This window comes from Spirillospora sp. NPDC048911 (assembly GCF_043198015.1).
Lineage (GTDB): Bacteria > Actinomycetota > Actinomycetes > Streptosporangiales > Streptosporangiaceae > Spirillospora.
In genome coordinates this window covers 140271-165800 of the sequence record NZ_JBICUD010000015.1, presented here as the reverse complement: position 1 = coordinate 165800, position 25530 = coordinate 140271, and the positions used below count along the sequence as shown (strand labels likewise).

General features: G+C 68.9%; 27 protein-coding genes. 13 read left to right on the top strand and 14 right to left on the bottom strand.

Translation table 11 applies throughout. The annotated features are described in order from the left end of the window. Window positions 1–33: 33 nt before the first annotated feature. The 4 genes from ACGFNU_RS46765 (at window position 34) to ACGFNU_RS46750 (ending at window position 3529) form a co-directional block, all read left to right on the top strand. A complete protein-coding gene (locus ACGFNU_RS46765) occupies window positions 34–891 on the top strand; it encodes a LysR family transcriptional regulator (protein ID WP_392603188.1) in 858 nt (285 codons plus the stop codon). Between the two features lie 74 nt (window positions 892–965). Beyond that, complete coding sequence (locus ACGFNU_RS46760) at window positions 966–1454, top strand: MarR family winged helix-turn-helix transcriptional regulator (RefSeq protein WP_392603187.1); 489 nt, start codon at window positions 966–968, stop codon at window positions 1452–1454. Window positions 1455–1536: 82 nt separating this feature from the next. Further along, window positions 1537–2994, top strand: coding sequence for an MFS transporter (locus ACGFNU_RS46755; protein WP_392603186.1), 1458 nt, complete (start codon window positions 1537–1539; stop codon window positions 2992–2994). A gap of 31 nt (window positions 2995–3025) precedes the next feature. Then, complete coding sequence (locus ACGFNU_RS46750; RefSeq protein WP_392603185.1) at window positions 3026–3529, top strand: TIGR03618 family F420-dependent PPOX class oxidoreductase; 504 nt, start codon at window positions 3026–3028, stop codon at window positions 3527–3529. A 16-nt stretch (window positions 3530–3545) separates the two neighbouring features. Here the strand turns inward: ACGFNU_RS46750 and ACGFNU_RS46745 are convergent, their stop codons facing one another. Both ACGFNU_RS46745 and ACGFNU_RS46740 read right to left on the bottom strand, forming a co-directional pair. Beyond that, window positions 3546–4454 carry a M56 family metallopeptidase gene (locus tag ACGFNU_RS46745; protein WP_392603184.1) on the bottom strand — a complete coding sequence of 303 codons (909 nt, stop codon included), beginning with the start codon at window positions 4452–4454 and terminating at the stop codon, window positions 3546–3548. Beyond that, window positions 4451–4834 (bottom strand): BlaI/MecI/CopY family transcriptional regulator, encoded by a 384-nt coding sequence (locus tag ACGFNU_RS46740; protein WP_392603183.1) that lies wholly within the window; start codon window positions 4832–4834, stop codon window positions 4451–4453. The genes ACGFNU_RS46745 and ACGFNU_RS46740 overlap by 4 nt, the downstream gene beginning before the upstream one ends. A 92-nt stretch (window positions 4835–4926) precedes the next feature. On the opposite strand from ACGFNU_RS46740, the gene ACGFNU_RS46735 reads away from it, so the two are divergent. Both ACGFNU_RS46735 and ACGFNU_RS46730 read left to right on the top strand, forming a co-directional pair. Further along, window positions 4927–6465, top strand: a complete 1539-nt coding sequence (locus tag ACGFNU_RS46735) for a cytochrome ubiquinol oxidase subunit I (protein WP_392603182.1) — start codon at window positions 4927–4929, stop codon at window positions 6463–6465. Beyond that, window positions 6462–7355 carry a cytochrome d ubiquinol oxidase subunit II gene (locus ACGFNU_RS46730; protein ID WP_392603180.1) on the top strand — a complete coding sequence of 298 codons (894 nt, stop codon included), beginning with the start codon at window positions 6462–6464 and terminating at the stop codon, window positions 7353–7355. The genes ACGFNU_RS46735 and ACGFNU_RS46730 overlap by 4 nt, the downstream gene beginning before the upstream one ends. Window positions 7356–7377: 22 nt before the next feature. On the opposite strand, the gene ACGFNU_RS46725 is transcribed toward ACGFNU_RS46730, so the two are convergent. Both ACGFNU_RS46725 and ACGFNU_RS46720 read right to left on the bottom strand, forming a co-directional pair. Continuing rightward, window positions 7378–8523 (bottom strand): type III PLP-dependent enzyme, encoded by a 1146-nt coding sequence (locus ACGFNU_RS46725; RefSeq protein ID WP_392603179.1) that lies wholly within the window; start codon window positions 8521–8523, stop codon window positions 7378–7380. Between the two features lie 67 nt (window positions 8524–8590). Further along, window positions 8591–10921, bottom strand: a complete 2331-nt coding sequence (locus ACGFNU_RS46720) for an MMPL family transporter (RefSeq protein ID WP_392603177.1) — start codon at window positions 10919–10921, stop codon at window positions 8591–8593. Between the two features lie 73 nt (window positions 10922–10994). On the opposite strand from ACGFNU_RS46720, the gene ACGFNU_RS46715 reads away from it, so the two are divergent. Then, complete coding sequence (locus ACGFNU_RS46715; RefSeq protein ID WP_392603176.1) at window positions 10995–11639, top strand: TetR/AcrR family transcriptional regulator; 645 nt, start codon at window positions 10995–10997, stop codon at window positions 11637–11639. 250 nt (window positions 11640–11889) lie between these two features. Here the strand turns inward: ACGFNU_RS46715 and ACGFNU_RS46710 are convergent, their stop codons facing one another. Continuing rightward, complete coding sequence (locus ACGFNU_RS46710; RefSeq protein ID WP_392603174.1) at window positions 11890–12624, bottom strand: alanyl-tRNA editing protein; 735 nt, start codon at window positions 12622–12624, stop codon at window positions 11890–11892. 60 nt (window positions 12625–12684) lie between these two features. On the opposite strand from ACGFNU_RS46710, the gene ACGFNU_RS46705 reads away from it, so the two are divergent. Then, window positions 12685–13404, top strand: a complete 720-nt coding sequence (locus ACGFNU_RS46705) for an SGNH/GDSL hydrolase family protein (RefSeq protein WP_392603172.1) — start codon at window positions 12685–12687, stop codon at window positions 13402–13404. 1 nt (window position 13405) lies between these two features. On the opposite strand, the gene ACGFNU_RS46700 is transcribed toward ACGFNU_RS46705, so the two are convergent. The 3 genes from ACGFNU_RS46700 to ACGFNU_RS46690 all read right to left on the bottom strand — a co-directional run bounded on the left by ACGFNU_RS46700 (window position 13406) and on the right by ACGFNU_RS46690 (window position 14770). Next, the gene (locus ACGFNU_RS46700; RefSeq protein ID WP_392603170.1) at window positions 13406–13738 is read right to left on the bottom strand and encodes a DUF2516 family protein; all 333 of its coding nucleotides are present in this window, start codon (window positions 13736–13738) and stop codon (window positions 13406–13408) included. Between the two features lie 121 nt (window positions 13739–13859). Continuing rightward, on the bottom strand, window positions 13860–14348 hold the full coding sequence (locus ACGFNU_RS46695) for a hypothetical protein (RefSeq protein WP_392603168.1): 489 nt from the start codon (window positions 14346–14348) through the stop codon (window positions 13860–13862). Continuing rightward, window positions 14345–14770 carry a helix-turn-helix domain-containing protein gene (locus tag ACGFNU_RS46690; RefSeq protein WP_392603166.1) on the bottom strand — a complete coding sequence of 142 codons (426 nt, stop codon included), beginning with the start codon at window positions 14768–14770 and terminating at the stop codon, window positions 14345–14347. Before ACGFNU_RS46690 ends, ACGFNU_RS46695 begins: the two co-directional genes overlap by 4 nt. A gap of 253 nt (window positions 14771–15023) precedes the next feature. Between ACGFNU_RS46690 and ACGFNU_RS46685 the strand changes: the two genes are divergently transcribed. After that, window positions 15024–15239 carry a hypothetical protein gene (locus ACGFNU_RS46685; protein WP_392603164.1) on the top strand — a complete coding sequence of 72 codons (216 nt, stop codon included), beginning with the start codon at window positions 15024–15026 and terminating at the stop codon, window positions 15237–15239. Window positions 15240–15243: 4 nt separating this feature from the next. Then, window positions 15244–15690, top strand: coding sequence for a hypothetical protein (locus ACGFNU_RS46680; protein WP_392603163.1), 447 nt, complete (start codon window positions 15244–15246; stop codon window positions 15688–15690). Window positions 15691–15805: 115 nt separating this feature from the next. Here ACGFNU_RS46680 and ACGFNU_RS46675 read toward each other — a convergent pair whose 3' ends face one another. The 4 genes from ACGFNU_RS46675 to ACGFNU_RS46660 all read right to left on the bottom strand — a co-directional run bounded on the left by ACGFNU_RS46675 (window position 15806) and on the right by ACGFNU_RS46660 (window position 19704). Further along, window positions 15806–16288, bottom strand: a complete 483-nt coding sequence (locus tag ACGFNU_RS46675; protein WP_392603162.1) for a hypothetical protein — start codon at window positions 16286–16288, stop codon at window positions 15806–15808. Window positions 16289–16403: 115 nt separating this feature from the next. Beyond that, the gene (locus ACGFNU_RS46670) at window positions 16404–17627 is read right to left on the bottom strand and encodes a TniQ family protein (RefSeq protein ID WP_392603160.1); all 1224 of its coding nucleotides are present in this window, start codon (window positions 17625–17627) and stop codon (window positions 16404–16406) included. Window positions 17628–17632: 5 nt separating this feature from the next. Beyond that, window positions 17633–18835: an ATP-binding protein gene (locus ACGFNU_RS46665; RefSeq protein ID WP_392603159.1), complete on the bottom strand. Its 1203-nt coding sequence runs from the start codon at window positions 18833–18835 to the stop codon at window positions 17633–17635. 44 nt (window positions 18836–18879) lie between these two features. After that, complete coding sequence (locus tag ACGFNU_RS46660; protein ID WP_392603157.1) at window positions 18880–19704, bottom strand: hypothetical protein; 825 nt, start codon at window positions 19702–19704, stop codon at window positions 18880–18882. A 199-nt stretch (window positions 19705–19903) separates the two neighbouring features. Here ACGFNU_RS46660 and ACGFNU_RS46655 point away from each other — a divergent pair, with 199 nt between their 5' ends. Continuing rightward, window positions 19904–21085: a tyrosine-type recombinase/integrase gene (locus tag ACGFNU_RS46655; protein WP_392603156.1), complete on the top strand. Its 1182-nt coding sequence runs from the start codon at window positions 19904–19906 to the stop codon at window positions 21083–21085. 200 nt (window positions 21086–21285) lie between these two features. On the opposite strand, the gene ACGFNU_RS46650 is transcribed toward ACGFNU_RS46655, so the two are convergent. Further along, window positions 21286–21612 carry a hypothetical protein gene (locus ACGFNU_RS46650; protein WP_392603155.1) on the bottom strand — a complete coding sequence of 109 codons (327 nt, stop codon included), beginning with the start codon at window positions 21610–21612 and terminating at the stop codon, window positions 21286–21288. A gap of 138 nt (window positions 21613–21750) precedes the next feature. On the opposite strand from ACGFNU_RS46650, the gene ACGFNU_RS46645 reads away from it, so the two are divergent. Together ACGFNU_RS46645 and ACGFNU_RS46640 are read left to right on the top strand one after the other, a co-directional pair. Continuing rightward, window positions 21751–23700 (top strand): tyrosine-type recombinase/integrase, encoded by a 1950-nt coding sequence (locus ACGFNU_RS46645; protein ID WP_392603154.1) that lies wholly within the window; start codon window positions 21751–21753, stop codon window positions 23698–23700. Further along, complete coding sequence (locus ACGFNU_RS46640; protein WP_392603153.1) at window positions 23697–24371, top strand: DUF6262 family protein; 675 nt, start codon at window positions 23697–23699, stop codon at window positions 24369–24371. The genes ACGFNU_RS46645 and ACGFNU_RS46640 overlap by 4 nt, the downstream gene beginning before the upstream one ends. Here the strand turns inward: ACGFNU_RS46640 and ACGFNU_RS46635 are convergent. Next, window positions 24352–25512 (bottom strand): hypothetical protein, encoded by a 1161-nt coding sequence (locus ACGFNU_RS46635; RefSeq protein WP_392603152.1) that lies wholly within the window; start codon window positions 25510–25512, stop codon window positions 24352–24354. The genes ACGFNU_RS46640 and ACGFNU_RS46635 overlap by 20 nt on opposite strands. Between the last annotated feature and the right edge of the window lie 18 nt (window positions 25513–25530).

The following is a 25530-nucleotide window of genomic DNA, read 5'->3' as shown; positions in this document are numbered from 1 at the left end:
GACCGATGGATCCACGATCGATACCCTGATGGTATGGATGCCGTGGGACCTCTGGAGACGCGGGAGCTGGTGTATTTCCTGACGGTCGCCGAGGAGCTGCATTTCGGCCGCGCCGCCCAGAAGCTGGGCATCGCCCAGCCGCCGCTGTCACGGGCGATTCAGCTGCTTGAGCGCAGGCTGGGCGTCGCGCTCCTGGAACGCACCAGCCGTAAAGTCGCTCTGACCCGGGCAGGGGAGGTGCTCGTTCATGAGGGCGTCCAGGCCCTGGATCAGCTGAGCGCCGCCGCCAGGCGTGCGCAACGGGCGGGACGATCCGGACCCCGGCTCGTTCTGGCGATGAAACCAGGCGGGGACGCGGGGCTGCTGCCCGCCCTGCTCGCGGCGTACGAGCGAGAGCCGGAGGCCGTCGAGGTCGAGGTGATCTGCAGCGTCGGCGAACGCGCCGCGATGGTGCGCGACGGACGCGCGGACGCGGCGCTGATGTATCGCCCGCGCGATGACTTCAGCGGCCTGGCGACCGAAGACCTCGCCGTCGAATCCCAAGTCGTCGTCCTCGCCAAGGACCACCGGCTCGCCGAGCACGACTCGCTACGGATGGCCGACCTTCAGGGCGAGACGACTCCGCAATGGCCGCATCTGCCAGATCAGGACCCATCGGCCCCTCTCGCCCACGACATCGGGCAACTGATGCAGCTGATCGCCCTGCGGCAGCTGGTGGCCGTCGTACCTGCCTCTGTACGCGCGCACCTTCGCCAGGACCTCGTATGCGTGCCGGTCACAGACGCCGAACCGACCACACTCACGCTGGCCTGGCCCGAACACAGCCGATCCAGAACCCTGGCCGCATTCGTACGCGCCGCCACCCAAGCAGCGGCACAGACCGCGAGCTGACATGGAGGTCGTTCTGCGCGGGATCGTCAGTTCGTAGATAATCCGTCAGCAAATCAAATTGTTAGACTGGTGGCATGACTGCCATGGCCCCCTCCCGCAACGAGCCCGACCTGTCCTTCCTGCTCGACCGCACCAGCCACGTGCTGCGTACGCAGATGGCCGCCGCTCTCGCCGAGATCGGGCTGACCGCGCGCATGCACTGCGTCCTCGTGCACGCCCTCGAAGAGGAGCGCACCCAGATCCAGCTGGCCGAGCTCGGCGACATGGACAAGACGACGATGGTCGTGACGGTCGACGCCCTGGAGAAGGCGGGCCTCGCCGAGCGCCGGCCGTCCAGCAAGGACCGGCGCGCGCGGATCATCGCGGTCACCGAGAAGGGCGCGAAGGTCGCGGCACAGAGCCAGGAGATCGCGGACGGGGTGCACCGGGCCGCCCTCGACTCGCTTTCGCAGGACGACCGTGGCGCTCTGCTGAGGATCATGAACCTGCTGGTCGAAGGGCATCTGGCGACCCCCGCCGAGGCCCCCGCGCAGGCCCGCCGGCCCCGGGCGAGCTCAAAATAGTTCTCTGAAGGATCGTCTGTAACGGAACTATCTGTTACGGTCTCTCTATCGGCGCTCGTTCGAGCCCCACCAAGGAGAGACCATGTCCGACACCGCACCTCCCAGGTCGCGCTGGCTCGCGCTGACCGTCCTGTCGGCCGCCGGGCTGATGACCATCCTCGACGGCAGCATCGTGACCGTGGCGATGCCGGCCATCCAGAGCGATCTCGGGTTCTCGCCCGCCGGCCTGAGCTGGACCGTCAACGCCTACCTGATCGCGTTCGGCGGCCTGCTGCTCCTGGCCGGACGCCTCGGGGACCTGATCGGCCGCAAGACGATGTTCCTCGCCGGAAACGGCGTCTTCACCGCCGCCTCGCTGCTGGCGGGCGCCGCCACCACCCCCGGCGTGCTGATCGCCGCCCGGTTCCTGCAAGGCGTCGGCAGCGCCATGGCCTCGGCGGTCGTGCTGGGCATCCTCGTGACGCTGTTCACCGAGCCGCGCGAGCGCGCCAAGGCGATCGGCGTCTTCAGCTTCACCGGCGCCGCGGGCGCCTCGATCGGCCAGGTCCTGGGCGGCGTGCTCACCGACGCCCTCAACTGGCACTGGATCTTCCTGATCAACCTGCCGATCGGCCTGCTCACGATCGCGGCGGCGATCCCGGCCCTGCCCCGGGACCGCGGCCTCGGGCTCGCCTCGGGCGCGGACATCGCCGGTGCCGTCCTGGTCACCGCCGGTCTGATGCTGGGCATCTACACCGTGGTCAAGGTCGAGGAGCACGGCTGGCTCGCGGGTCACACCCTGGGCCTCGGCGCCGTCTCGCTGGCCCTGCTCGCCGCGTTCATCGTCCGGCAGGCCAGGGCCGCCACTCCGCTGATGCCGCTGCGCGTCTTCCGGTCGCGCAACGTCTCCGGTGCCAACGTCGTCCAGATGCTGACCCTCTCGGCGATGTTCGCCTTCCAGATCATCGTCGCGCTCTACATGCAGAAGGTCCTCCACTACACCGCCCTGGAGACCGGGCTCGCCATGCTGCCGGCGGCGGTCGCGATCGGCGGCGTCTCCCTCTTCGTCTCGGCGCGGCTCATCGCCCGCCTCGGCACCCGGACCGTCCTGGTGACCGGGCTGGCGCTGCTGTTCGGCTCGATGGCCTGGCTCACCCGCATCCCGGTGAACGCCGCCTACGTCACCGACCTGCTCCCCGTGATGGTGCTCATCGCCGGCGGCGGCCTCGTTCTCCCGGCGCTGGCCAACCTGGGCATGTCCGGCGCGAAGGCCGACGACGCGGGCCTGGCCTCCGGCCTCTTCAACACCACGCAGCAGATCGGCATGGCGCTCGGCGTCGCGGTCCTGTCCACGCTGGCCGCCGCGAAGACCGAGCGGCTGCTGGGCGAGGGCAAGAGCGAGGCCGTCGCGCTGACCAACGGCTACCACCTCGCGTTCACGGTCTCGGCCGGGCTCCTCGTGGCCGCCCTCGTCGTGGCCCTCATCGTCCTCCGCGAGCCCAAGGCGGAGGCGGCCCCCGTCACAGCGGAAACCCCGGCCCAGCCCGTTGTGGCCGCCTGAATCCCTGACCCAGCTGAAAAGGATTGAGCCGATGACTGAAACGACCGAAGCGACGCAGACCGAGTACGGCCCGGGACAGGGCCCCGGAGCCCGTCTCCTCTCCGAGGGGGAGATCGACGCGATCCTCACGCGTGGGCAGTTCGGCGTCCTGGCGACCGTCAAGCGCAGCGGACACCCGCACCTCGCCTCGATGGTCTACACGTGGGACGCGGCGACGCGGACGATCCGGATCTCGTCGGCCGAGGGGCGGATCAAGGTGCGCCACCTTGAGCGCGACCCGCGCGCCGTGCTGCACGTCCAGGGCGACACCGTGCTGTCGTACGCGGTCGCCGAGGGCGAGGCGGAGGTGTCAGAGCCGAGCACGGTGGCGGGTGACACGACCTCGCGCGAACTGCTCGCCATGGCCGGCGGCTTCGCGGACCCGGCGGACGAGGCGGCGTTCCTGGAGCAGGTGGCGAAGGACCGGCGCGTGGTGATCAAGATCAGCGTGGACCGGGTCTACGGCATCGCCCTGGACGCCCCGGCCAACGGCTGACCAGGGCGAAAACGGCTCAGTGCGGCAGCGCGTACAGCAGGATGGGGACACCGGCGATGATCGGCACCGCCACCATCGCCGCCAGCCGGGTGGACCGGCGCGGGAGCTCCGGCTCCAGCAGCCGGTGCACCCGCGCCATGACCGGGATGCCGTCGGTGGTCGCGGCGCCGAGGGTGCCGGACGGGGCGGCCGGCGGGCGGGCCGCGGCGAACCGGAGCAGGGCGGTGGCGAGCTCGCGCGGGGCGCGGTGGTGCTTGGCCCGGTCGTCGGCGGCCATCTCGATCAGCAGCTCGACCGCGTCGAGACATCGCCCGACCAGCCGGATCTGCGGGAAGACCTGGCGGAGCGAGGCGAACGGCAGCAACACGAGGTCGTGGCGCTCGCGGGCGTGCGCGCGCTCGTGCGCCAGCACCGCGGCCAGCTCGGCCGGGTCGAGCAGTTCGAGGGTGCCGGCGCTCACGACCACCTTGGACGAACGGACGCCGGGCACGCAGTACGCGGCGGCCTCCGGATGGTCGAGGACGAGGGTGCCGGGGGCCGCGGAGTCGCTGCGCGAGACGAGGGCCAGCAGCGCCCGGTGCCGCCGCCGGGCCCGCACCACGCGGAACACCGCGTACATCAGCATGGCCAGCAGCACCGCGGTGAGGCTCACGGCCGCGAACAGCGCGGTCACGTGGGCCGCGTCCAGACGTCCGGCCTGGTCGGCGAGGAGCGCGGGCACGCCGCCGGCGATGCCCTTGTCGTAGGGCAGCAGCGCCACGCCCAGCAGGGTGCCGATCGTGGCGAGCCCCCAGCCGAGGCCGAGCGCCTGCCAGAGGACGATCGCGGTCCGGGGGGCGCGCCACGTCCAGCGCGCCTTGGACAGCACGTGCGCCCCGCCGACGGTCCCCATCGACATCAGTGCGAGCAGGGCGGTGCCGGTCATGCCGGTGGCTCCTTGAGGGTGAGGCTCAGCAGGGCCTCACGGATCACGGCGGCCTCGTCGTCGGTGACCGAGCGGACGAAGTGGGCCAGGGCGGCGTCGCGGTCGCCGGTCTCGTTGAGGGCGCCCAGCATCAGCTCGGCGACGTACCCCTCGCGGCTCGCCGACGGGCTGTAGCGCCAGGCGCGGCCGTCGCGCTCGCGCTCCAGGAAGCCCTTCTTGGCGAGCCTGTCGAGGACCGTCATGATCGTGGTGTGCGCGAGGTCACGGTCACCGGCGAGGGCGCGGCTCACGTCGCGGGCGGTGGCCGCTTCGTGACCAGCGTCCTCCCGCGCCCAGAGGACCTCCATGACCGTGCGTTCAAGCTCTCCCAGACCCTTCACGGGATCCAGGTTAACCGACTGAGAGGCATGTCACCACGGCAGGTAGTACTACGAAGCTGAGTACTACAGCTTGTAGTACTACAGTCGGTCGTATGAGCTCCGCTGCGCTCCTCGCCGCCGTGGCCGCTCCCCTCGGGGACCCGGCCCACGGCGCCGCCACCCCGGCCGACTTCATGGCGGCCCGCCAGCAGATGGCCTTCACGCTGGGCTTCCACATCATCCTGGCCAGCATCGGGATCGGGCTCCCGGCGCTGACCCTCCTCGCCGAGTGGCGGTCGCTCCGTACCGGCGACCGCGTCTACGCCGAGCTGGCACGGCGCTGGATGAAGGCCGCGGGCGTGCTGTTCGCGGTCGGCGCGGTGTCCGGCACCGTGCTGTCGTTCGAGATGGGCACCCTGTGGCCCGGCTTCATGGACAAGTACGGCCAGGTGTTCGGCGCCGCCTTCGCCCTGGAGGGCATCGCGTTCTTCATCGAGGCGATCTTCATGGGCGTCTACCTCTACGGCTGGGACAGGCTCTCGCCGCGCGCCCACTTCATCACCGGCATCCCGGTCGTGATCGCGGGGCTGCTCTCCGCGTCGTTCGTGGTCACCGTCAACTCCTGGATGAACCAGCCGCGCGGCTTCAAGCTGGTGAACGGCGAGGTGACGGACGTCGACCCGCTGGCGGCGATGTTCAACCCGGCGACTCCGGTGCAGGCCGTCCACCTGATCCTGGCCTCGCTCATGGTCTGCGGTTTCATCGTCGCCTCCGTCTACGCCGTCGCCCTGCTGCGCGACCATCGCGCGGGCCGCGTCGACCGCTACAACCGGCTCGGCTTCGCGATCCCGTTCACGCTCGGCGCGGTGTGCGCCCCGCTCCAGGTCGCGGTCGGCGACTGGGCGTCCCGCTTCGTCTCCGAGAACCAGCCGATCAAGTTCGCGGCGATGGAGGGCATCGAGCACACGCAGGACGGGGTGCCGTTCAAGTTCGCGTTCATCGAGATCCCGAACGCGCTCTCGCTGATGCTGAAGTTCGACTCCAAGGCCACCCTGCGCGGCCTCGACGCGTTCCCCGAGGACGTCCACCCGCCCGCCGAGGTCGTGAAGACCTCGTTCGAGATCATGATCGCGATCGGCATGGCCCTGCTGGCGCTCGCCGCGTGGTGGGGCTTCGCCTGGTGGCTGCGCCGCCGCTCCGCCCGCAGTATCGCCCGAGGGGGGACGACCCCCCACACCCCCCGAATCGGCTCCGCCGCTGATCAGGCCGGCGAGCTCGCCAAGCACCGCGACCTCCCCTGGAAGCCCTGGTTCCTGCGTGCCGCGACGCTCGCCGGAGTCGCCGCCGCGATCGCGATGGAGGCGGGCTGGACGACCACCGAGGTCGGCCGCCAGCCCTGGATCGTGTACGGGGTGATGCGCACCGAAGAGGCCGTCAACCCCAACCCGGGGCTCCGCTTCGGCCTCTACATCGTGCTCGCCGTCTACGCCGTCCTGGCGGTCGCCACCATCAGCGTCCTGCGCCGCATGCGCCGCCGCCCACCCGAAGCCAAGCCCGCCGAAGCCGCCGAACCCGGTCCCGCCGAACCCGAACCCGCCGCGGACGCGCCCGCGCCGCGCGACGACGACCGTGAGGAGGCCGGAGTCCGATGAGCTACCCGGACATCGCCCTTGGCCTGATCCTGCTGGGACTCTCCGCCTATCTGCTCTTCGGCGGCGCCGACTTCGGCGCCGGCCTGTGGCACCTGATCTCGCCCCGGCGTTCCAACAAGGACGTGATCGAGCACGCCATGGGCCCGCTGTGGGAGGCCAACCACGTCTGGCTCATCTTCGTCATGGTGATGACCTGGACCGCGTTCCCGCCCGTCTTCGCCGACATCATGGCCGTGCACTGGATACCGCTCTCTTTGGCCGTCCTAGGCATCGTTGCCCGGGGCAGCACGTTCGTCTTCAGCAAGGCCGTCCCTGACCAACCCGCCTACGCGTGGCTTTTCGGAGTCTCCTCAGTCGTGACACCGTTCTGCCTGGGCGCCGTAGCGACCACGGTGGCCACCGGCGAATCCACCTGGCTCAGCCTGCCCGGCATCTACGGCGGCGTCCTCACGACCGCGCTCTGCGCGTATCTGGCCGCCGTCTACCTGATCTGGGACGCGCGGCGGCTGGCCGACGCGGACGCGACGCTGCGGTTCCGGGGATACGCCATCCTCACCGGAGTCGTCGTCGGTCTCCTCGCGCTTCCGGGCGCCGCCGCGCTGGGCGTGCACTCTCCCCTCATCCTGATCTCGGCCGCGGCGGGCATCGTCTCGTTCGCCCTCGTCCTGCGCCGCAACTACCTGGCCGTACGGGTCACGGGCGCGCTCGCCGTCGTCACCGTCCTGTGGGGCGCCGCCGAGATGGCCGACCTCGATCTGGACGCGGCCGCCGCCCACGACGCCGCTCTCCAGGTCGTCTTCGTGGCGCTGGCCGTGGGCGCGCTCATCCTGGTGCCCTCGATGACCTGGCTCTACGTGCTCTTCCAGCGCGCCGAGACCCGCCCCCGCTGACCGGCGCTGGGGCTGCTGAACGTCAGGCGTTCAGGTAGTGGAAACCCGGCTTGGGGTGCATCAGGAAGTCGTGGTGGGAGATGTTCCAGGCGTAGGCGCCGGCCATGGCGAACGCCACCACGTCACCCACCGCGATGTTTCCCGCCGCGGCCGACCGCGCGAACACGTCCTTGGGCGTGCACAGCTGGCCGACCAGCGTCACGGGCTCGTCGGTGGCGGGCCCCGGCCCGCCCTGCGGGAGCACGACGAAGGGGTGGTCGTGCTGCTTGGTGACCGGCGTGCGCATGTGCATCGTCCCGCCGCGCAGGATCGCGTACCACTCGCCATGGGCGCGTTTGACGTCGAGGACGTCGGTCACGTACCAGCCGCAATAGACGCTCATGGCGCGGCCGGGCTCGATCCGGAGCGTCTCCCCCGGCAGAGCCAGCCCCGTGATCCCCTTCGCGTACGCCTCCCAGTCGAAGAGACGGCCGGGATCGGAGTAGTCCACGGCCATCCCGCCGCCGAGGTTGATCTCCGGCGCGGCCAGGTCGTGGTGGTCGCGCGCCCAGGTGAGGATCTCTTCGGACTGCTGGAGCATCTCGGGTGCTTCCAGGCCGGACGCCAGGTGCGCGTGGAAGCCCTTCAAACGGACCCACGGCGCGGCGGCCAGGATCTCGCGGCAGCTCTCGATCGCTTCGGGGTCCATGCCGAACGGGCCCGACATCGCCAGCGCGACGCCGTCCCGCCGTCCCGCCAGGTTGACCCGCAGCAGGACGTCGGCCTCGCGCCCGGTCTCGCGGGCGAGCGTCGCCAGGCGGGTCAACTCGTACGGACTCTCGACGTGGACACGGTCGACGCCCAGCCGCAGGATCGACGCCAGCTCGGGGTCGGTCTTGCCCGGGCCACCGAAGGCCAGCCGCGCGTCCGGCAGCACCCGGCGAACGTGCTGCAGCTCGCCGCCTGAAGCGACCTCGACGCCGTCCACGTACGGTTCCAGCGCTCGCAAGATGGGCGCTTCGGCGTTCGCCTTCGCCGCGTAGTAGAGCTCCGGCGCGCCGGGCACGGTCAGCGCCTCCCGGATCGCCGCCGCGTGCGAGCGCAGCGCCCGCAGGTCGTAGACGAACGCGGGCAGCCCCTCGTCCTCGATGAGCGCGACCGCCCGGTCCCGCGCGTCACCAGTGATCATTACGCCCTCCCCGCAGCGACGAGCCGAGCGTACTGCCGCCCCGGCCCGGACCGGCCGCATTCGCGGATCAGCCGATGGGTTCGAGTTCGAGCTGTTCGGCGTGCTGTTCGCGGTCGGCGGGCGGGGCGGGCGGCGGGACGGGGCGCTCGCGGCCGGGCCACCACCAGTTGGCGTGGCCGAGCAGGCTCATCAGCGCCGGTACGAGGACCAGCCGGACGATCGTGGCGTCCACGGCGACCGCGACCGCCAGCCCCAGGGCCATCATCTTGACCGTCGGGTCGGGCTGCGGGACGAAGCTCGCGAAGACGAAGATCATGATGAGCGCGGCGGAGGTGATGAGCCGGGCGGTGGCGCCGATGCCGATCACCACGCTCTCGTGCGCGTCGCCCGTCCGTTCGTACTCCTCCTTGATCCGGGACAGCAGGAAGACCTCGTAGTCCATGGAGAGCCCGAAGATCAGGGCGAACATGAAGAGCGGGACGAACGACATGATGGGGATCGCCTGGTCGACGCCGAGCACCTGGACGCCCCAGCCCCACTGGAAGACGGCGGTCACGACCCCGAACGAGGCGCCGATGGACAGCAGGTTCATCAGCGCGGCCTTGATCGGCACGATGATCGAGCGGAACGCGATGATCAGCAGCACGAGCGCGACGCCGACGACGGCGATGACCACGGTGAGCATGCGGTCCCCGACGGTGTCGGCCAGGTCGATGATCGCTGGGTTCTCGCCGCCGAGGTAGACGGTCGCGCCTGGGTGCCCGGCGAGGACGGCCGGGATCTCGGTGCCGCGCAACCGATGGACCAGGTCGGTCGTCTCCTCGACGTGCGGCGCGGTCGCCGGGACGACCTGGAGGATCGCGGTGGTGCCGGTGATGACGGGCTCGGCCGTGAACGCGACGCCCGGCACCTCGGAGACGCGCCGCTTGAGCTCCTGCCCGAGCACGACGGCACGCTTGTCGGGCTTCTTGGTGAGGTCCGGCGCGCCCTTGGGCAGCGGGATCGGCGGCTTCTCGGCGGCGGGAGAGGGCATTGACTGCGGGCCGGAGAAGCCGGTGAGCCCGTCCGGCCCCTTGATGGTCGGCACCTGGCGCTTGGCCGGCGCGGTGCGCTGCTCCTTGCCCGGCACCTTGGCGACGATGACGAACGGGCTGTAGTGCCCGGCGCCGAACTCCCTGGCGACGATGTCGTACGCCTGCCGCGAGTCCATCTTGGGCGAGGAGATGCTGTCGGCCATCACGCCGAACCGCAGGCTGAGCGTCGGCACCGACAGCGCGAGCAGGACGAGCGTCGCGACGATCGCGTACGGCCAGGCGTTGCGATCGACGTGCCGTCCCCACGACGTCCACCGGGTGGAGCTGCGGTCGGGACGCACGCGCGGCAACTTGTAGCGGTCGATGCGCGTGCCGAGCGCGCCCAGCAGAGCCGGAAGCAACGTGAGCGCGGCGAGCACCATGAGGCCGACCGTCAACGCGGAGGCGAGCCCGATCCGGCCGATGAACGAGATGCCCGACAGGAAGAGACCGCAGATCGCGAAGACGACCGTCCCCCCGGCGAAGACCACGGCATGCCCGGAATGCGCCATGGCACGGCCGACGGCCGTCTCCACGTCGTCGCCCTCGGCGAGCTGCTGCCGGTAGCGCGTCACGATGAACAGGGCATAGTCGATGCCGGCGCCGATGCCGAGCATCGCGGCCACCATCGGGGCGGTCGGATGCACCTCGACCACCGACGCCGCGAAATGGATCATCGAGTAGGCGATGACCATCCCGCAGAGCGACACCAGGATCGGGATCCCGGCCGCCAGGAACGAGCCGAAGGCCAGCAGCAGCACCAGCATGGCGAGCATGATCCCCACGCCCTCCTGGGGGCCGCCCTTCGGCTGGTTGAGGATCATCGCGACGATGCCGCCGAACTTGACGTCCAGCCCGGCCATCCGCGCCGGCTCCACCGCCTCGTCGAACGTGTCCAGGTCGGCGGCGCTGACGTCGCCCATCGTGCCCTTGAGGTTGATCCGGATCACGACGGCGTCGTGGCTCTTCATCCCGCCCATGCCCTGGACGTACGGGTTCTCGGCGAAGGCGACGCGGTCGAGGGCGGTCAGGTTCTCGATGGCCTTGCCCACGGTGAGCGCGACCCGCCAGTCCCCCGGGCTCGCGTCGGCCGTGGCGTGGAAGACGACGGTCGTGGTGGGCCCGGTCATCGCCGGGAAGTCCTGGCGCAAGGTATCGATGGCGCGCTGGGTCTCGGTGCCGGGCAGGGAGCTCTGCTGGACGAACATGCCGCCCTGGGCGAACCCCAGGACCCCCGCCCCGAGCATCACCAGGATCCAGATCTCGAAGACGGCGCGGCGTCGCCGTACACAGAGGCGTCCCAGCCTCTCCAGTGTTCGCGCCATGATCTGCACAAAAACACGTACGGGTGCATTTTTGCAATAGCTGCAAGTTTGCATTCGTGTTAGTGTCCGTGACATGGGTCACGTCGAGGGGCTGCGCGAGCGGAAAAAGCTGCGCACCCGCCGGACGATCGCCACCGAGGCGCTCCGTCTCTTCGCCGAACGCGGCTACGAGGAGACCACCATCGCCGACATCGCCGAGGCCGCCGACGTGTCGCCCCGCACGTTCTTCAGCTACTTCCCGAGCAAGGAGGACGTCGTCTTCGCCGAGGTCGACGACCGGCTCGCCGAGGTGGCCGACCGCCTCACCCAACGGCCGCCCGGCGAGCCCCCCATCGAGACCATCCGCCGCAGCATGATCGACATCATGGAGGCGCTGGTCACCGAGCACGGTGAGTACGGCGGCGTCCAGGTGCAGCTGATCCTCGAACGCCCCGGCCTCCGCGCCTGCGCGCTCCAGCGCATGACCGCCACCCAGCAGGAGCTCCAGCAGCACCTGCGCGACCTCTGCCCCGGCATCAGCGAGATCGACGCCGTCGCCGCCTCGGGCATCGCCGTCGGCGCCATGCAGTCGGTCATCGTCCACTGCCGCCGCAACGGCTACTCGCCGGAAGCCATGCGCGACGCCCTGGACCGCACCCTCACCCTCGTAGAGAACGGCCTCTGCTCCGTGACCGCCCTCACCCAAGGCACAGAAATCAGCAAGGCGGCTCCCGCCTAAAACGTCGGACGCCGGCCGCGGTGGCGCCCGCGACCGGCGTCCGACTCTATTTTTGCTTTTTGGCCTCGATGGCCTCGCCTGGCGGCTCAGCCGTCGAACCAACAAGCGTGCGAGCACGGCATCGCTTCGCGATCTCTCGTGAAGCTTCGCCTTCGGCTTGCTTCACGACCCGTTAGCGCGCTCGCGTGCGGGCCGGGGCCGCTGGCCAAGTGGTGAATGCGCGGTCTCGGACGGCGAGGCGGCCGTCGGTTCAGTCGGAGATTTTGATGCGGAGGCGGCGGAAGCCGCGGCCCTTGTTCTCGATCTTGGCGATCTGGATGTGGCCGACCTGCTTGGTGGACGCGACGTGGGTGCCGCCGTCCGCCTGGGTGTCGAGCCCGACGATGTCGACGATGCGCACGTCCTCGACCTCCGGCGGCACCAGGTTGGTGGCGGTGCGGATGATGTCGGGGATCTCGAACGCCTCCTTGCGGGGCAGTTCCTTGACGTCGATGCGGCGGTCGGCCTCGATCTCGGCGTTGCAGGCGTCCTCGACGGCCTGTTTGAAGCCCGGCGGCACCTCGCGGAGGTCGAAGTCCATGCGGGCCGTCAGCGGCTCCATGTTGCCGCCGGTCACGAGGCAGCCGTAGTCGCGGAAGACGACGCCACAGAGGAGGTGAAGGCCCGAGTGGGTGCGCATCAGCGCGGAGCGGCGCTCGTCCTCGACCGCCCCGGTCACGGCGGTGCCGGCGGGCGGGATCGGGTCGCCCTCGACCGGGATGAGTTCGAGGTCGTCGCCCTTGCGGACACCGGCGATCCGAGTTTGGACGCCCTGCCAGATGAGCACGCCGTGGTCCGGCGGCTGGCCTCCGCCGCCCGGATAAAATGCGGACCGGTCGAGGACGATTCCCTCGGGCCCTGACGCGAGCACCAGCGCGTCCCATTCGCGTAGCGATTGGTCATCAAGTTCGAGCCGAGCGGTACGCCCGTGGTGATGTTTCCCCATAATCGACACCTTAGGCCCGCGCGGCCATTTTCACTTGCGTTCACGAGAGGGCTCGCTGCGGTGCGCCGACTGGTCATCTCCGCCATCGCGGTGCTGCTCGTGCTGGGCGCGTGCGCGGGCTCGGCGGTCCGTTCGCGGTCTCCGTGGAGGCCCGCCGACGCGGTGCGGGCCGCCCATCGGCCGCCGGTGGTGTTCGTGCTCGGCGACAGCTACACGACGGGGATCCGCGGGCTCAGGCCGGAGCAGACCTACGCGGCGGAGGCGGCGCGGCGGCTGGGCTGGCAGGTCATCCTCGCGGGACGGGCCGGCACCGGGTTCGTCGGCACGGGGATGAGCGGCCGGACGTTCGGCACGCTCTTCGACGAGCAGCTGGCGTGGCGTCCGGCACCCGACCTGGTGCTGGTCTCCGGCGGCCACAACGACGTCTGGTATCCGCCCGGGCTGGTGGAGCTGAACGCGCGGCTGCTGCTCGGCAAGATGAAGCGGCGCTGGCCACGGACGCGGGTGGTGCTGATGGGGCCGCTGTGGGGAGGTGACCCGAAGCCGGCGGCGCTGGTCGTCCGGGACGTGCTGCGCGAGGTGGCGGGCGAGCTGGCGATCCCGTTCGTCGACCCGCTGCGGGGACGCTGGATCACCGGGAGCGTGCGGACGCGGAAGGGCAACGCGCGCCGGTACATCCGGGCCGACGGGACGCATCCCAACGTGGTGGGCAACCGCTACATCGCGGCCCGGCTGGTCGCCGACCTGCGGCGGCTGCCCGGCGTCCTGCCCGGCCGCTGAGTCACCAGGGACCGTACGGGCCGGAGTTGGAGTTGCCGCCGCCCTTCTTGTTCTTGTACGGCTTGACGGCGGGTTTGACGTCGGCGAGATAGATCGCGGCGACGATGAACGCGGCGATCGGGAGCATCGTCAGCAGCTGCAGGAAGCCGACGGCGCCGCCGAGGCCGACCACGTTGGCCACCACCAGCAGGATCAACCACAATTTCTTGGTCTGCTTGTCGGCGGCGGGGAAGGCACCCTCGGGCACCTGGAGCACGTCGATCAGCGCGATGACCTCGAAGACGAACGCGACGATCGCGAGAAACCAGAAGAAATAGAACAGCCCTGACATCATCGTGCGATCACCACTCTTGTCGCGGCCATGGACCTCGTGCCCCTTCAGAGTAGTCAACGACGAGGCCCGGCCGGGTGATCCCGGTCGGGCCTCGTCGTTGATCGGCTCGAAGAGCGACGGCTCAGGCGTCGGTCTTCTTGGTCGCGGCGGCCCTGGTCTGGGCCTGCGCGGTCTTCTTCTGCTGGGCGGCGCGGGTCTTGGCCGCCGGCTTCGCCTCGGTGATCTCGACGACGTCCTCGGCCTCGCGGTGCACGACCTTCTTGCCGCGCTCGGCGAGCTCGTCGATGAACTCGAAGGTGCGGGTGCCGAAGTGGGTCACGTACGCGACCGCGGCGCCGGGCAGGTCCTTGACCTCGACCCGGTCCTGCAGCTTGGTGGCGGCGCCGCGGGCCTCACCGCGGTACCTGCCCACGGTCTCGCGGACCTGCTCGCGGACCTGGCCGCGGTACTTGTCGACGGTCTCGCGGAGCTCGCCCTGGTACTTGGTGGCGGTCTCGCGGGCCTTGGTCACCTGCTCGGGCAGCTCGCGCACCTTCTCGGCCGCGAAGTCGCCGCCGCCGATGAACGTGTAGACGGCCTTGTTCTCGCGGAGGTTGCTGGCAAGCGTCATCCGACCTCTTCCTTTCCTTCTGGCTGGTGCTCGATGTGGTCTTCGTGGTGCTCGATGTCGTCTTCGTTCAGCACGTCGGCAACTTCGTTCTCCTTGCGGAAGGACACATAGATGTCCAGCAGCACTTGCTTCTGCCGTTCCGTGAGGAGCAGGTCGGCCCGCAGAGCGGCCTCCACGTCCGTGTCGGCCTCGCGTTCCTCGAGAATGCCGGCCTGGATGTACAACGCCTCGGCGGAGATCCGCAGACCCTTGGCGATCTGCTGCAGTATCTCGGCGCTCGGCTTGCGCAGGCCGCGCTCGATCTGGCTCAGGTAGGGGTTGGAGATCCCCGAGACATCGGCGAGCTGGCGGAGCGAGATCTTCGCCCGCGTGCGCTGCTCCCGGATGTACTCCCCAATGGAGCCGACCTTCGAACTTGCCATGTCTCCACCTTGCGTCAGAGTGCTTGCAATTGCAAGCACGTTGCTAGCACTTGGGCTGTGAGCCCGGACACACTCCGCTGTGACTCGCCGCGATAGCTGTCACTTCGTCACGGTAGTTGTCACCAAGATCCCGCTGGCGCAGTTGGTAGCCGTGATCCCCAGTTATGGATGGCGGTTCCCAGAACCTTGTCGGCAGTTGGAGAGTCGTGCCCAGGCCAGTGCCGAGCCGGCTGTTGGTGTTGACTTGATCGCCATGAAACAGCTGTCCGCTGGCGCTCCCCTGTCGGACGAAGAGTTCCAGACGATGCTCGGCCTGCTCCGCAGGTTCGCTGATTGCGAGATGGACCAGTTCGCGCTCTGGCGGTTCCGCAGCCGCGTGCGGGGGACGGTGTTCGTTTCGGTCGGCTTGGAGCCTGTGGGAGCCTCCGCTGCGGCGTTCACCGAGGTGACCCACCTCATGGAGGGCTGAATCGTTGGCGCGCTATCTCACCAGGTCTTTCGCTGTCGGGACCGTCTCCAGGGGGCAGGAGATCAGTCAGCTGCTGGGTTCCTTCGAAGAGGAAGGGCGCCGAGGTCTGCGATGGGCCTGTGTCTGGCCGGCTCGCCGGTTCGAGCCCATCCGGGTCCGGCTGTATGAGGTCGAGGACCTCGGCCCGGGGACCCTGCCGATGGATGAGTTCCCTGCCTTCCATCCCGCCGAGAACTTCGATCCCGAAACCCTGAGGGTGGCTGAGTCCCGTCGCGATGACGCGGGCGGGCGAACCGTTGCGACCTGCGGGTCCGCCGAAGAGGCCGTTTCGATCGCGGAGCGCGAGGTCGGAGCGGATCCGAGGCGTTGGGTGAACGGGTCGGTGCTGCTGGACGAATACAACGACTACCTGGAGCAGAGCCGCCCGTTGGGCCCGTGGTCACCTGCCTGAGCGATGCATGTTGCTCGAAAGAGCCGCAACCGCTGGTTGGCATCAGGCTGACGTCGCCATCTGTTGAGCACGGACGCGCCCCACGGACCATGGTCACCGGGTTCGCGCGGGGATATCAGGACGTCGCGAGCTGGACATGGCGGAACCGCAGCGTTGTGTGCAGGACTGCGGTGCGGGCGTTCATCTCGGCGGTTTCGAGGTGGAGTTCGGCGTGCAGGGTTGCGTGGATCTCACCCTCGTTCGCTTCGCCGAACTCGATCCGGGTGATGTCGACGGGGTTGTGGGTGGCGAGGAGATAGATCGATCCGTCGATGTAGCCGTCGTGGGGATTCACCGGGAAGGTGAAGGTGCGCCCGCTGAGCGCGGTCAGGTCCTCGGCGGGAAGCCTGATGGGATCAAGCATGAACTCGGTCTCGATGAGCTCAGGTCCTTGCGCCCCAGGGCGAAAGGTCTCTGGCTCGTACTCGTCGTCCGCGGAGAAGGGTTCCAAGGGGATGTCGATACTCCAGGTCCCGGCGACGGGATGGTCAAGGTCCGCCCGATAGTAGGTGATGGTGCCGGGCTTGAGCTTGAGGAACTCATCGGTGAAGTCGATCACGGGGTTGAGTGTGGCGCAGTGACGGAGGCACCCTGCCGTTAGGGGTGTTGGGATCACCGATGTGGTGGGGCATCTGGGCTCACGAGCCGAAGGCGCGCTGTTATTGGTTTCTGGGTCATATAGGCCGTGGGGTCCTGGCTATTGCGTGTGCGAGTGGCCTGGAGAGCTTGATGCTGGTCCGCAGGCTTTCGGTGGCTCTGCGGTCTGTTTCCCAGGCTTGGCCGAGGAAGGGGGCAAGGTGTTGCGCAAGCTCAATGGGGTCGGGGAGTTGCAGGAGTCCTCGGGCGAGGTGGAGGACCGCAGCGCAGGTAAGGGCGTCTGATGGCGCCGCTGACCAGGGAAAGGTCACCTGACGTTTCCATGAGCGGTCAGGGTCGTTGTTCATCTGGATTCGGCGATGAACATCTCTGTCGATCTTGTCGGCGAGTGCGGGTGACGGGCAGAGCGGCCAGGTCGCTGGCCAGGACAGCAGCACTAGTGCGGCGAGGATGCTCAGGTCGGTGAAGTACTGCAGGTTGCCGACGGCGGTGCCGGCGACGCGGCAGGGGTGGCTGGGCTCGCTGTTCATGTCCGCAAGCAGCTCGTGTTGCAGTTCAAGCAGATCACGCAGGACCGAGAGGTCGGCTTCGTGCTGGACGGCCGACGAGTCATCGGCGAGCGGGGCTCCGCAGTGGGGTAGCTGCTCTCCTCGCCGGCGACGATCCCTGGCCGGGTGTCGGCATTGGGTGGGATGTGGCTCGGCGTCGTTCGCCTTTCCGATCATCACGCGGATGAGTTCCGCGCCCAGAAACCGGTGATCTGGGTCGTTAGGGCAGGTGTGGTGGAGGAGCCGCTGGTGGCGGATGCATGCGAACACCGCGGGCAGATACCAATGCCGCTGCCAAGAGCCTCCGAGTTCGGTTTCCAGTCGGCTCCCGTCTCCGGCCAGGCACTGCGGGCAGAAGCGCGGCTGGTCTTGGAGTATCCATCGGTGGTGCACCGACCAGCCAAGGAGGTTCGTGACGGCGACCGGCCGGGCTCGGTGCGGCCGGGGCGGTGGGCCATTGAAGATCCCCAGAGTGGTGAGCTGGAGATCGGTGGCTTCTTGCAGGGTCAGCCGGGTGGCGGCAGCGAAGGCGTCCGCGTTGCCCCTTCCGGTGAGGAGCCTGAACGGCAGTGTGCCGGGATTTTCCCCGGACTTGCTGGTGAGGCCAGTGACTTTTGCCAGGTGGCCGGGGCTGACGCCCAGGCGGTAGGAGAGCCGCAGGACGAATCCGGTGAGTGATTCATCGGGCAGGAGATCCAGGCTTCGCGGGAGCGGCTTGGGCTGAGACGGCCGCGACGCCCATGGCATGGCCATGCTGGTCATCCTGCGGTCTGATCGGCCGCGGGGCCGTGATCGTCGAACACGCGGTTGCGTCCCCGCCGACGGCTGTTGTCGGGGACGGTGGGGATTTCGCCTGCGGCGGGGGCGTGGTGTCCGTCGTTGCCCAGGTCGATGTCGATGCGGTCGAGCAATTCAATGTCGAGGTGCTCGTGGCCGCTTTCGATCGCTTCGGTGCAGCCGTCTTCGATCAGTCGCTCCAGCAGGCCGACGATCCCAGCGGTGCGGCCGAACAGGTACTCGGGCATGGTGCCGGTGGTAAGCATTCCGTGAGGTGTGCGCAGCAGCCGGAGCTGGTTCTCGATGCCGGTCAGGTGCTGGGTCCAGGCGGTGATGGCGGTGGGGGTGCTGTAGTCGAACGGGTTGAGGTCGATCAAGTCGAACCGCCGTTGGGTTTGGGTGGCTGCCTCGTCATTGAAGCGGCCCGGTCGCCCGGTCACGATCCATTGACCGGTGCGGGCGTCGTGTCGTCCCTCGCGCAGCAGCCCGGACTGGGGGATGCCGACGCCGACCATGATGAGTGTGACGTTCATGCTCATCAGGCTGCGGAGCAGGTCGAGGGTGTCCTGGTCGGCTTCACGGTGCATCTTGAGCCGGGTGACGTCGTCGATGATCAGTACTCGTGTGCCGTGTGCGTGCAGGGAGTCGCGAACTGAGCGGATCAGCTGCGGCAGGGTCGGGCGATAGCCCAGCGGGCTGCTGTAGAAGCCTAGGACGGCCTCACACAGGCTCTTGGGTTTGGCGGTGACCGGGGTCTGGACGTAGGCGACCGGGGCGTGCAGGTCCCTGGTTCCTGGGATGGCGTCGGGATTGAGTTCGCGGTGCAGGTCGCGCCAGAAGTCCTCGAACGCCGCAGCGGCCTCGCAGACAGTCTCGGTCTTGCCTTGATAGCCGCCGCCGTTGATCATCAGCCCGGCTCGGGTGGTCGGCTTGGTCTTCAGCGCGTTGCTTTGGATGCGGGCGCGCATCGCGGTGGTGACCTTTCGGCTCATCGGAGTCTCCTGCAGCCGCAGATTGGCGTGAGTGGCGGCGCGGTGTAGGTCGTGCAACGCCTGGCGGCGCGGGCTGAGCGCCTGGTAAGCGGCCAGATCCAGCCTCGGTGCGGGAACGAAGTCGTGCCGGGTGGTGCGCCAGCGCTGCCAGCCCTCCAGGGTTTCGCGGTCGGTGGCGGGGCCGGGCAGCATCAGCCCGGCCAGGACCTCGTCGAGATCGTCCTGTTCTGAGGGACTCATGAGCCGCCCTGGTCCTGAGCCGGGTCTGCCGGGGTTCCGCCGGCGTCGGAGGCTTCGGAGACCTCGACCGGGTCGGGCAATGCGAACAGGTTCCGGTGGTGGTAGGAACTGCCCAACCGGGGAGGCACCGAACGAGCCGAGGCATTGTCCGGCAGCGTTTGCTCCGCGATGTCACGCTCGGCCCGCTCGCGTCGCCAGCGACGTTCGGCGTGCAGGGCCTGTTCGGCCTGGCGGGCCCGGTCCTTGCCCTCTGGTTCGGGTTGCCGATCTGTCGAGGTGCCGGGCGATGTCGCCGGGCGGTCGGCGGCCGCCGCCCTGGCCTGGGCGGTCTCCCGGGCATGGTCGATGCGCTCAGACCGGGTCAGCCGACCGGCCCACTTGTCGACGGGGAGTCGGGCGCCGAGGATTTCCAGCAGCACCGGCAACAACTCGGCGTCGGTCTTGGGCCGCAGCCCGCCAGCGCGGGCTGCGCCCAGCAGCTCGCTGGCCCGCCGATCGCTGAAGGACGGAATCTGCCCGACCGGCGGCAACCCAGTCCAGCGCAGCTCATGCCATTCGTGAGTGAGCGGATCCTGGAAGAACACAGTGCGCCGGTCCCTCGGCTCGCGGTGGATCCGCCACTTGCCCTTATGGCGGCCACCGCGTCGCGAGCGCTCACCGCGGTAGGGGTCCAGAGCCTCACCGTCATACCAAAGCCCCTTGATCTTCACTCCGCGACGCCCGCCGATGGCGACGTTGTGTTCGGGCAACAGCTGGTAGTAGAGCTCCGGGGCGGGAATCTGCAGTGCGAACCCGGCCTGCTGAAACGAGGCAGCAAACAAGGTGTTGGGGCTGTGGTCGCCACCCGGGTCCCAGACCGGCGCGTACTCGCCCAGCCGACGTTTCTGCCAGATCGATTTACCGACCCCGGGAGGAGCTGTCCGTGTTGTTCGTCTGGACCTGTGAGCTGGGCGTCTTAGGCTTCTTTACCGACCTGGTCCGGGGCGTCGTCCATGTCGTCGGGTCGGTACGGGGGGCGAAGTGGCACGGCGAGTCGTCGGGGACCTGAGGGTTCAGCAGATCCATCGGAAGGGCGGGTGGCGGTCCTGGACGATCGTGTGGCCCGAAGGAGCGATCCATCCCGAGGCGGACCGGTTTCTGCGCCTGCATGACGGGTCGGGCACGCAGAAGACGTACGCGTACTTCCTGGTTGACCACCTGCGCTGGCTGGAACGCGAGTGCCTGACGTTCGAGCAGGTGGTCCTGCGCGACCTCGAACGCTATATGGGCATCGTGGGCGCGGAAGTCCACATGCCGCTCAGCGAACCCTGGCGGGCGGGGAAGCGTCCCTTGAGCCGATCCGCTCTGTCGATCGCAGCGTCCTGCTTGAAGGGCTTCTATCTGCATCAAGCCTCTCTCGGGGTGAATGTCGACCTCGGCGCGAAGCTGGACGGCACCCGGCTGCCGTCACGAGTGGACCGTCGCCGGTCGTTCCTCGGGCACGTGAAGACAGTCACGCCCGCCAACCCCCTCGCGCCGAAGGGCCCGCACCGTCGGCACCCGAAGATGCTGCCCGACGGGGCGAGAGAGCAACTGCTGGAGGCGGTGAACTCGGCCCGGGACCGGATGGCGGTGACCTGGCTGGCCGACGGCGGCCTGCGGATCGGGGAGCTCTGCGGTCTGCACCTGGTCGACCTGCACCTGCGGGAGAACGCGGCCTGCGGCGAGTGCGACAGCCCCCACCTGCACGTCTGCCACCGCCCTGGCAACCCGAACGGAGCCGAGGCGAAGACCAAGCACCCCTGGCGGATCGAGAACGGCACGATCACCGGCGGCCTGATCAAACGGGTCAGCCCGGCGATGGTGCACACCTACTTCGCCTACCTGACCAGCGGCGAGTTCCCGCGGGCCGCCGCCTCCCACAGCATGCTCCTGGTCCAGCTGCACGGCGCCAGAGCAGGTGAGCCCTGGGCACCGGCCGGGGCCCGGCGGATGCTGGGTCGCGCCGGGAAGCGCGCCGGGCTCGGCATCGTGAAGCCCCATGCCTTTCGGCACACCTTCACCTCCGCGGTCCTCGACGCCGCCGACGGCAACCTGCTGATCGCTCGGGACGCCGGCGGGTGGGCCTCGACCGCGACAGTCGACGAGGTCTACGGCCATGTCGATATCCACGACCCTGCGTTCGACGCGGCCCTGCGCACGGTCTGGGGTGAGCGGAAGTGACCGCGATGACGGCCCTGCAGCCGCAGCAGGACGCCCGCACGGGCAGGGACAGACTGGAGATCCTTACCGCGCTGATCAGCGCCCCGTCGTTCGACCCACTGTTTCATCCCGACATCGTCAAGATCCCGCCGAACCATGCCGTCTACCGGTGGAACTGCCTCTGCGCTGACTGCAAGCGATCCACGATGGGCCACGGCGATCTATGCTCCGCACACGAGATGCTCTGGCGCGACCACCGAGACCGCGGAGGAACGCGAGTCGAGTTCCTCCGCATCGCGACGCCAGTCGGTCCCGGGGAGGGGATTGAGCATCTCACCTGCCGGATCTGCCCTGAGCGGCCTGCCCGTCACCTCACGCTTGAGCTCTGCCACTATCACGAGTACCGCTGGTATCACCACCGCAGCCGCTGCGGCGGCAACGCCGACTTCGGCGCCTGGCTTGTCGATCAGCACCCGCTTCCCGGCTTCGGCGGGTGCCGGGTCCAAGTCTGCCCGGAACCGTCGGACTCCCCGCTGGGGCTCTGCCACCGGCACGAGCGTCGCTACCGTCGGGAAGGTCGGCCGGGAGGAGCGACACTGCCGAGCCAGTGGGGCACACGCTACGGGCGCCGGGGACTGGTCGCGCCGGTCGGCTACCAGGACGAGCGCACCTTCGAACGCTGGTGCATGAGCGCTCCGGCGGCACTGCGGCCCGCGCAGGTCAACCTCCGGGGCCTGCACCCGCTGCTGCGGGCCGAGATCAAGTGGGCCATGTTCGCCCACACCCAGAAGGCGCACGGCCGCTGGGAACTGGTCACCTGGCAGGGCTTGGCGAACTTCGCCCGCGAGTACGGTCTCCAGTCACTCACGGACGTCGGCCCCGACGAGGAACGGCTTCTGCGAAAGGCAGCCAGCCGTGAGGCGGTCCACATCGTCCGGGCCGTGACCGGCTGGCTGCACCCTCTCTACGTGACGCCGGCCGAGACACGTGAGCTCGGATATGTCCTCACCGAGCACTTCGGCCGGAAGCTCACCGGCCGCTCGGTCCACATGGACCTCACCGGCGTCTCCCAGCGATGGCTGCGCGACCTGATCTGGGACCACTTGGCCGCGATCTTGCGTTCTCCCAACTGCCCGCGCAGCGGGGGCACGTTCGACGACATGCGCCGCGCCGGACTGGAACTGGGCACCTTCCTGGAACTCCATGCTCCCGCCGGAGGCCACGACCCACAGGCGCTGACGGCCGAGCATATGCACCAGTTCGTCGCCGACCAGCGGCAACGCGAGCGGGAGGGCCTCGTCTCGCTCGCGGCCAGAGGCGTCCATGGCAAGCCGTCGATCGTCACCGCCAACACTCGGCAACGTGTCTTCCACCGCACCCGGCGGCTCTTGCGCGGGGCACTGGAGTCGGGAGAGGCCGAACGGCTCGGCCTGTCCCGGGCCTTCATCGCCGCCATGCCCGCCCCAGGCGGGATGGTCCGTCGCTCCCGGCCGCCGTTCGCCGACGGTGTTGCTCGCGCGCTCGCCGACGAGGTCAACCTGCACAGGCTCGCCGAGACCTACGACCCGTTCGACCGCGGTCTGCGGGACGCCTGGGAGACGATCATCGTCACCGGCCGCCGCTGCAGCGAGGTCCTCCAGCTCCGCCTGGACTGCCTCGGCCGCTACGGCGGACTCCCGATGCTTTGGCACGACCAGACCAAAGTCGGCAACTACGACCAGGCCCTGCGCGTCCCCGAGCGGGTCCACCAGCTTCTGCAAGCACGCCAGGGCAAGACCCTGACCCTGTTCGAGGCCCGCAACAACCGGCCGCACACCACCGGGGAACGTGCCCAGATGGCGCTGTTCCCCACCAACATCCGCAACCGGGACGGACGCCAGCCGCTGTCCTACAACTGGTTCCACAAGGGCTTCAAACCCTGGATCGACGAGCTCGACATCGGCCGCTGGGTTCCTCACCAGGCCCGCCACTCGCTGGCGACCAGCCTGCTGCGGGCCGGGGCGAGCCTGACCCATGTCCGCCGATACCTCGGCCACGTCTCCGAGCGGATGGCCGAGCACTACATCCACCTGACCCAGTCCGACCTGGAAGATGTCCTCCAGCACGTCTGGGTCAGCGGCCCCGGCAGCGCCAGCCTCGGCGAGCTCCTCACCGAGCCGGCGACTCCGCTCACCCGCGAGCAGGCCCAGGCCATCGCCATCGACCTGTCGCGGCGCAGCACCCCCGCCGAGGGCGGGTTCTGCACCTTCCAGCCCGTCGTCGACGGCGGCGCCTGCCCTTGGAACCTGGACTGTCACAACTGCGACAAATTCGTGCTCTCCGGCGCCGACCTGCTCTACTGGCGACGCAAGCGCGAGCAGTGGCGGCTTCTGGCCGAGGGCGCGCCCGACGACGCCACCGCCGACTACCTGCACGCCTACTTCGAACCCACCGCCCGCGCCATCGACGGCCTGGAGAGGGCCCTCGCGGGCCTCGGCCTCCTCGACGAAGCCCTCGCCATGGACATGCGCAAACCGCAGGACTACTTCCAGCGCGTCTGGAGCACCGCCTTCCGCGCCACCGACCTCGCGGCCGTTCACGACGCCGACGAGACCGAGGCCACCGACAGTGACCTCGACGTCATGGAGTCCGTATGACCGACACGCTCGTTCCCAGACCGCGCACCGCCGCCGCCCTGGAGGCACGGCAGCGCGCCACTCAAGCCGCACTCAAACGCGTCCATGACGCCCTCGGGCAGTTCAAGCGGGAGAAGACACAACCGTCAGTCGCAGCCGTCGCCCGTCGAGCCGGAGTTTCCCGCACCTTCGTCTATGACAACCCCGAGGCCAGAGCAGCCGTCTCGGCCGCCCTCGCCCAGGCCGGCGAGCACCGCACCCAACTGCACGCCGACCGGGACGCCGAGCGCGAAGCGATCTGGCGGGAACGGGCCTTGAACGCCGAAGACGCCCTCAAGACCGCACCGAGATCACGATCCAGCGCACCCGCATCGCGGAACTCCTCGGCCAGGTCCGCGACCTGGAAGCTGAATGGACCGAGCAGGCTATCCAGCGCCTCACCAGCGAGAACACCACCCTCAAGCAGCGAGTCCGCCAGCTCGCCACCGACAACCGCAATCTCGATGAGCGGCTCCAAGCGGCTCGCTCCAACCTGCGCTTCCAAGACCGCCGCATCGCCGACCTCGAAGCCCAACCCGTCGCCCCTCCGAGACAGGCGCCCTGACAGCGAGCGCACACATCACGACCCACGCTCCATCCGGAGAATGCCGTTCGAACCCTACGATCCGCTGATCAAGAAGGCGGACGCCTGACTGTGTCCCACCAGCGAGGCAGATCGATCTCCGGCTGGTCGGGCGACGCGAAGTAGAAAGGGATACCGAACCGGTCCGCGACCAGATTGCCGACTCGAGTCGCCTCCTTCGCCTCGGGCAACGGAGCTTCGCCATGGAACAACCGAAGCTCCGTACCTGGCCTGATGTTCTCAACACAGTGCTCGGTTCCCGGCTCGGCGCCCACCACGGACAGGACAACCATCCAGCCGAAGCTGTCGCCATCCCACTCGGCCTCGATCGCGGCCGGAGACCAAGAAAGCCCCCTGATCTCCGCTGCGATGGCGTCTACACTCAACGGCTGGGTGGGCTCGGGGGCGAACCTCACGCCCAGCTCCTCGCAACGCTCAGCGACCATGTCCATGCAGTCGTATAGGCCAGGCCGAGGCTCCGGCAAGGACTCCCTCAAGACCTGGATGGCTTGGATCTTCCGCTCCGCCCTGATGAGCCCATCGACACGAACCAGCGCATCCTCGGGCAGAGCATTCCAAAACTGGCTATCCATGCCTGCATTCAACAGCCAACGACTCCATCCATCCTTCGCAACCCCTGCCCGGGGAGCGCTGGCCCGGCAACTCGCGTTTCGACACGCCCGCCACTCCAGCGTCTCAACGCCCTCCGTCGCGGACATGTAATCTTTGAGTAACCGCAGGTCAGAGTGAGGATTAACGCTCCCGCGGTCGGTAAAATCCACCACGATCCAGGTGGCGATGACGTGCTCCATCTCCTCCACCGCCAACACCGCGTCCCCCTCAGGGTCGGCGCCGCGGTCGGCGACGTCGATGCCGGTGTAGCCGGGCAGTTCCTCGAACAGCAGTGACCGGATCGCCCCGAACGCCCGCTCAACAGCGTGCTTGTCGGTGGGCCGCAGCACCCGGGCGGGCAAGATGTTGCAGCCCAGCACTCGCTGCACCTCCACCAGGTGGTGGTTGCGATAGACCGCCCCGTGGTCGGTGGTCACCGTCTCGGGCGTGAAGAACGGCAGCCCGGCGACCTTGTGCCCGGCGAACTCGGCGACCACCGCACTGGGCAGCCCCGGGTAGGGCCATTCCAGGTCATCGCACCATTCGGGCCGCATCGGCAGCGGCAGCATCACATCCCGCAACACCATCGCAACGTCCACCGATGTGTCCGAAACCAG

What these genes read in the sequence shown, in the direction of transcription:
- ACGFNU_RS46745 (WP_392603184.1), bottom strand. Translation starts at nt 4,454, where the DNA reads ATGACCGGCACCGCCCTGCTCGCACTGATGTCGATGGGGACCGTCGGC.
- ACGFNU_RS46750 (WP_392603185.1), top strand. Translation starts at nt 3,026, where the DNA reads ATGACTGAAACGACCGAAGCGACGCAGACCGAGTACGGCCCGGGACAG.
- ACGFNU_RS46685 (WP_392603164.1), top strand. Translation starts at nt 15,024, where the DNA reads ATGAAACAGCTGTCCGCTGGCGCTCCCCTGTCGGACGAAGAGTTCCAG.
- ACGFNU_RS46700 (WP_392603170.1), bottom strand. Translation starts at nt 13,738, where the DNA reads ATGATGTCAGGGCTGTTCTATTTCTTCTGGTTTCTCGCGATCGTCGCG.
- ACGFNU_RS46765 (WP_392603188.1), top strand. Translation starts at nt 34, where the DNA reads ATGGATGCCGTGGGACCTCTGGAGACGCGGGAGCTGGTGTATTTCCTG.
- ACGFNU_RS46665 (WP_392603159.1), bottom strand. Translation starts at nt 18,835, where the DNA reads ATGCTGCCCGGCCCCGCCACCGACCGCGAAACCCTGGAGGGCTGGCAG.
- ACGFNU_RS46735 (WP_392603182.1), top strand. Translation starts at nt 4,927, where the DNA reads ATGAGCTCCGCTGCGCTCCTCGCCGCCGTGGCCGCTCCCCTCGGGGAC.
- ACGFNU_RS46715 (WP_392603176.1), top strand. Translation starts at nt 10,995, where the DNA reads ATGGGTCACGTCGAGGGGCTGCGCGAGCGGAAAAAGCTGCGCACCCGC.
- ACGFNU_RS46645 (WP_392603154.1), top strand. Translation starts at nt 21,751, where the DNA reads ATGAGCGCTCCGGCGGCACTGCGGCCCGCGCAGGTCAACCTCCGGGGC.
- ACGFNU_RS46725 (WP_392603179.1), bottom strand. Translation starts at nt 8,523, where the DNA reads ATGATCACTGGTGACGCGCGGGACCGGGCGGTCGCGCTCATCGAGGAC.
- ACGFNU_RS46690 (WP_392603166.1), bottom strand. Translation starts at nt 14,770, where the DNA reads ATGGCAAGTTCGAAGGTCGGCTCCATTGGGGAGTACATCCGGGAGCAG.
- ACGFNU_RS46755 (WP_392603186.1), top strand. Translation starts at nt 1,537, where the DNA reads ATGTCCGACACCGCACCTCCCAGGTCGCGCTGGCTCGCGCTGACCGTC.
- ACGFNU_RS46695 (WP_392603168.1), bottom strand. Translation starts at nt 14,348, where the DNA reads ATGACGCTTGCCAGCAACCTCCGCGAGAACAAGGCCGTCTACACGTTC.
- ACGFNU_RS46670 (WP_392603160.1), bottom strand. Translation starts at nt 17,627, where the DNA reads ATGGCCATGCCATGGGCGTCGCGGCCGTCTCAGCCCAAGCCGCTCCCG.
- ACGFNU_RS46720 (WP_392603177.1), bottom strand. Translation starts at nt 10,921, where the DNA reads ATGGCGCGAACACTGGAGAGGCTGGGACGCCTCTGTGTACGGCGACGC.
- ACGFNU_RS46730 (WP_392603180.1), top strand. Translation starts at nt 6,462, where the DNA reads ATGAGCTACCCGGACATCGCCCTTGGCCTGATCCTGCTGGGACTCTCC.
- ACGFNU_RS46760 (WP_392603187.1), top strand. Translation starts at nt 966, where the DNA reads ATGACTGCCATGGCCCCCTCCCGCAACGAGCCCGACCTGTCCTTCCTG.
- ACGFNU_RS46710 (WP_392603174.1), bottom strand. Translation starts at nt 12,624, where the DNA reads ATGGGGAAACATCACCACGGGCGTACCGCTCGGCTCGAACTTGATGAC.
- ACGFNU_RS46640 (WP_392603153.1), top strand. Translation starts at nt 23,697, where the DNA reads ATGACCGACACGCTCGTTCCCAGACCGCGCACCGCCGCCGCCCTGGAG.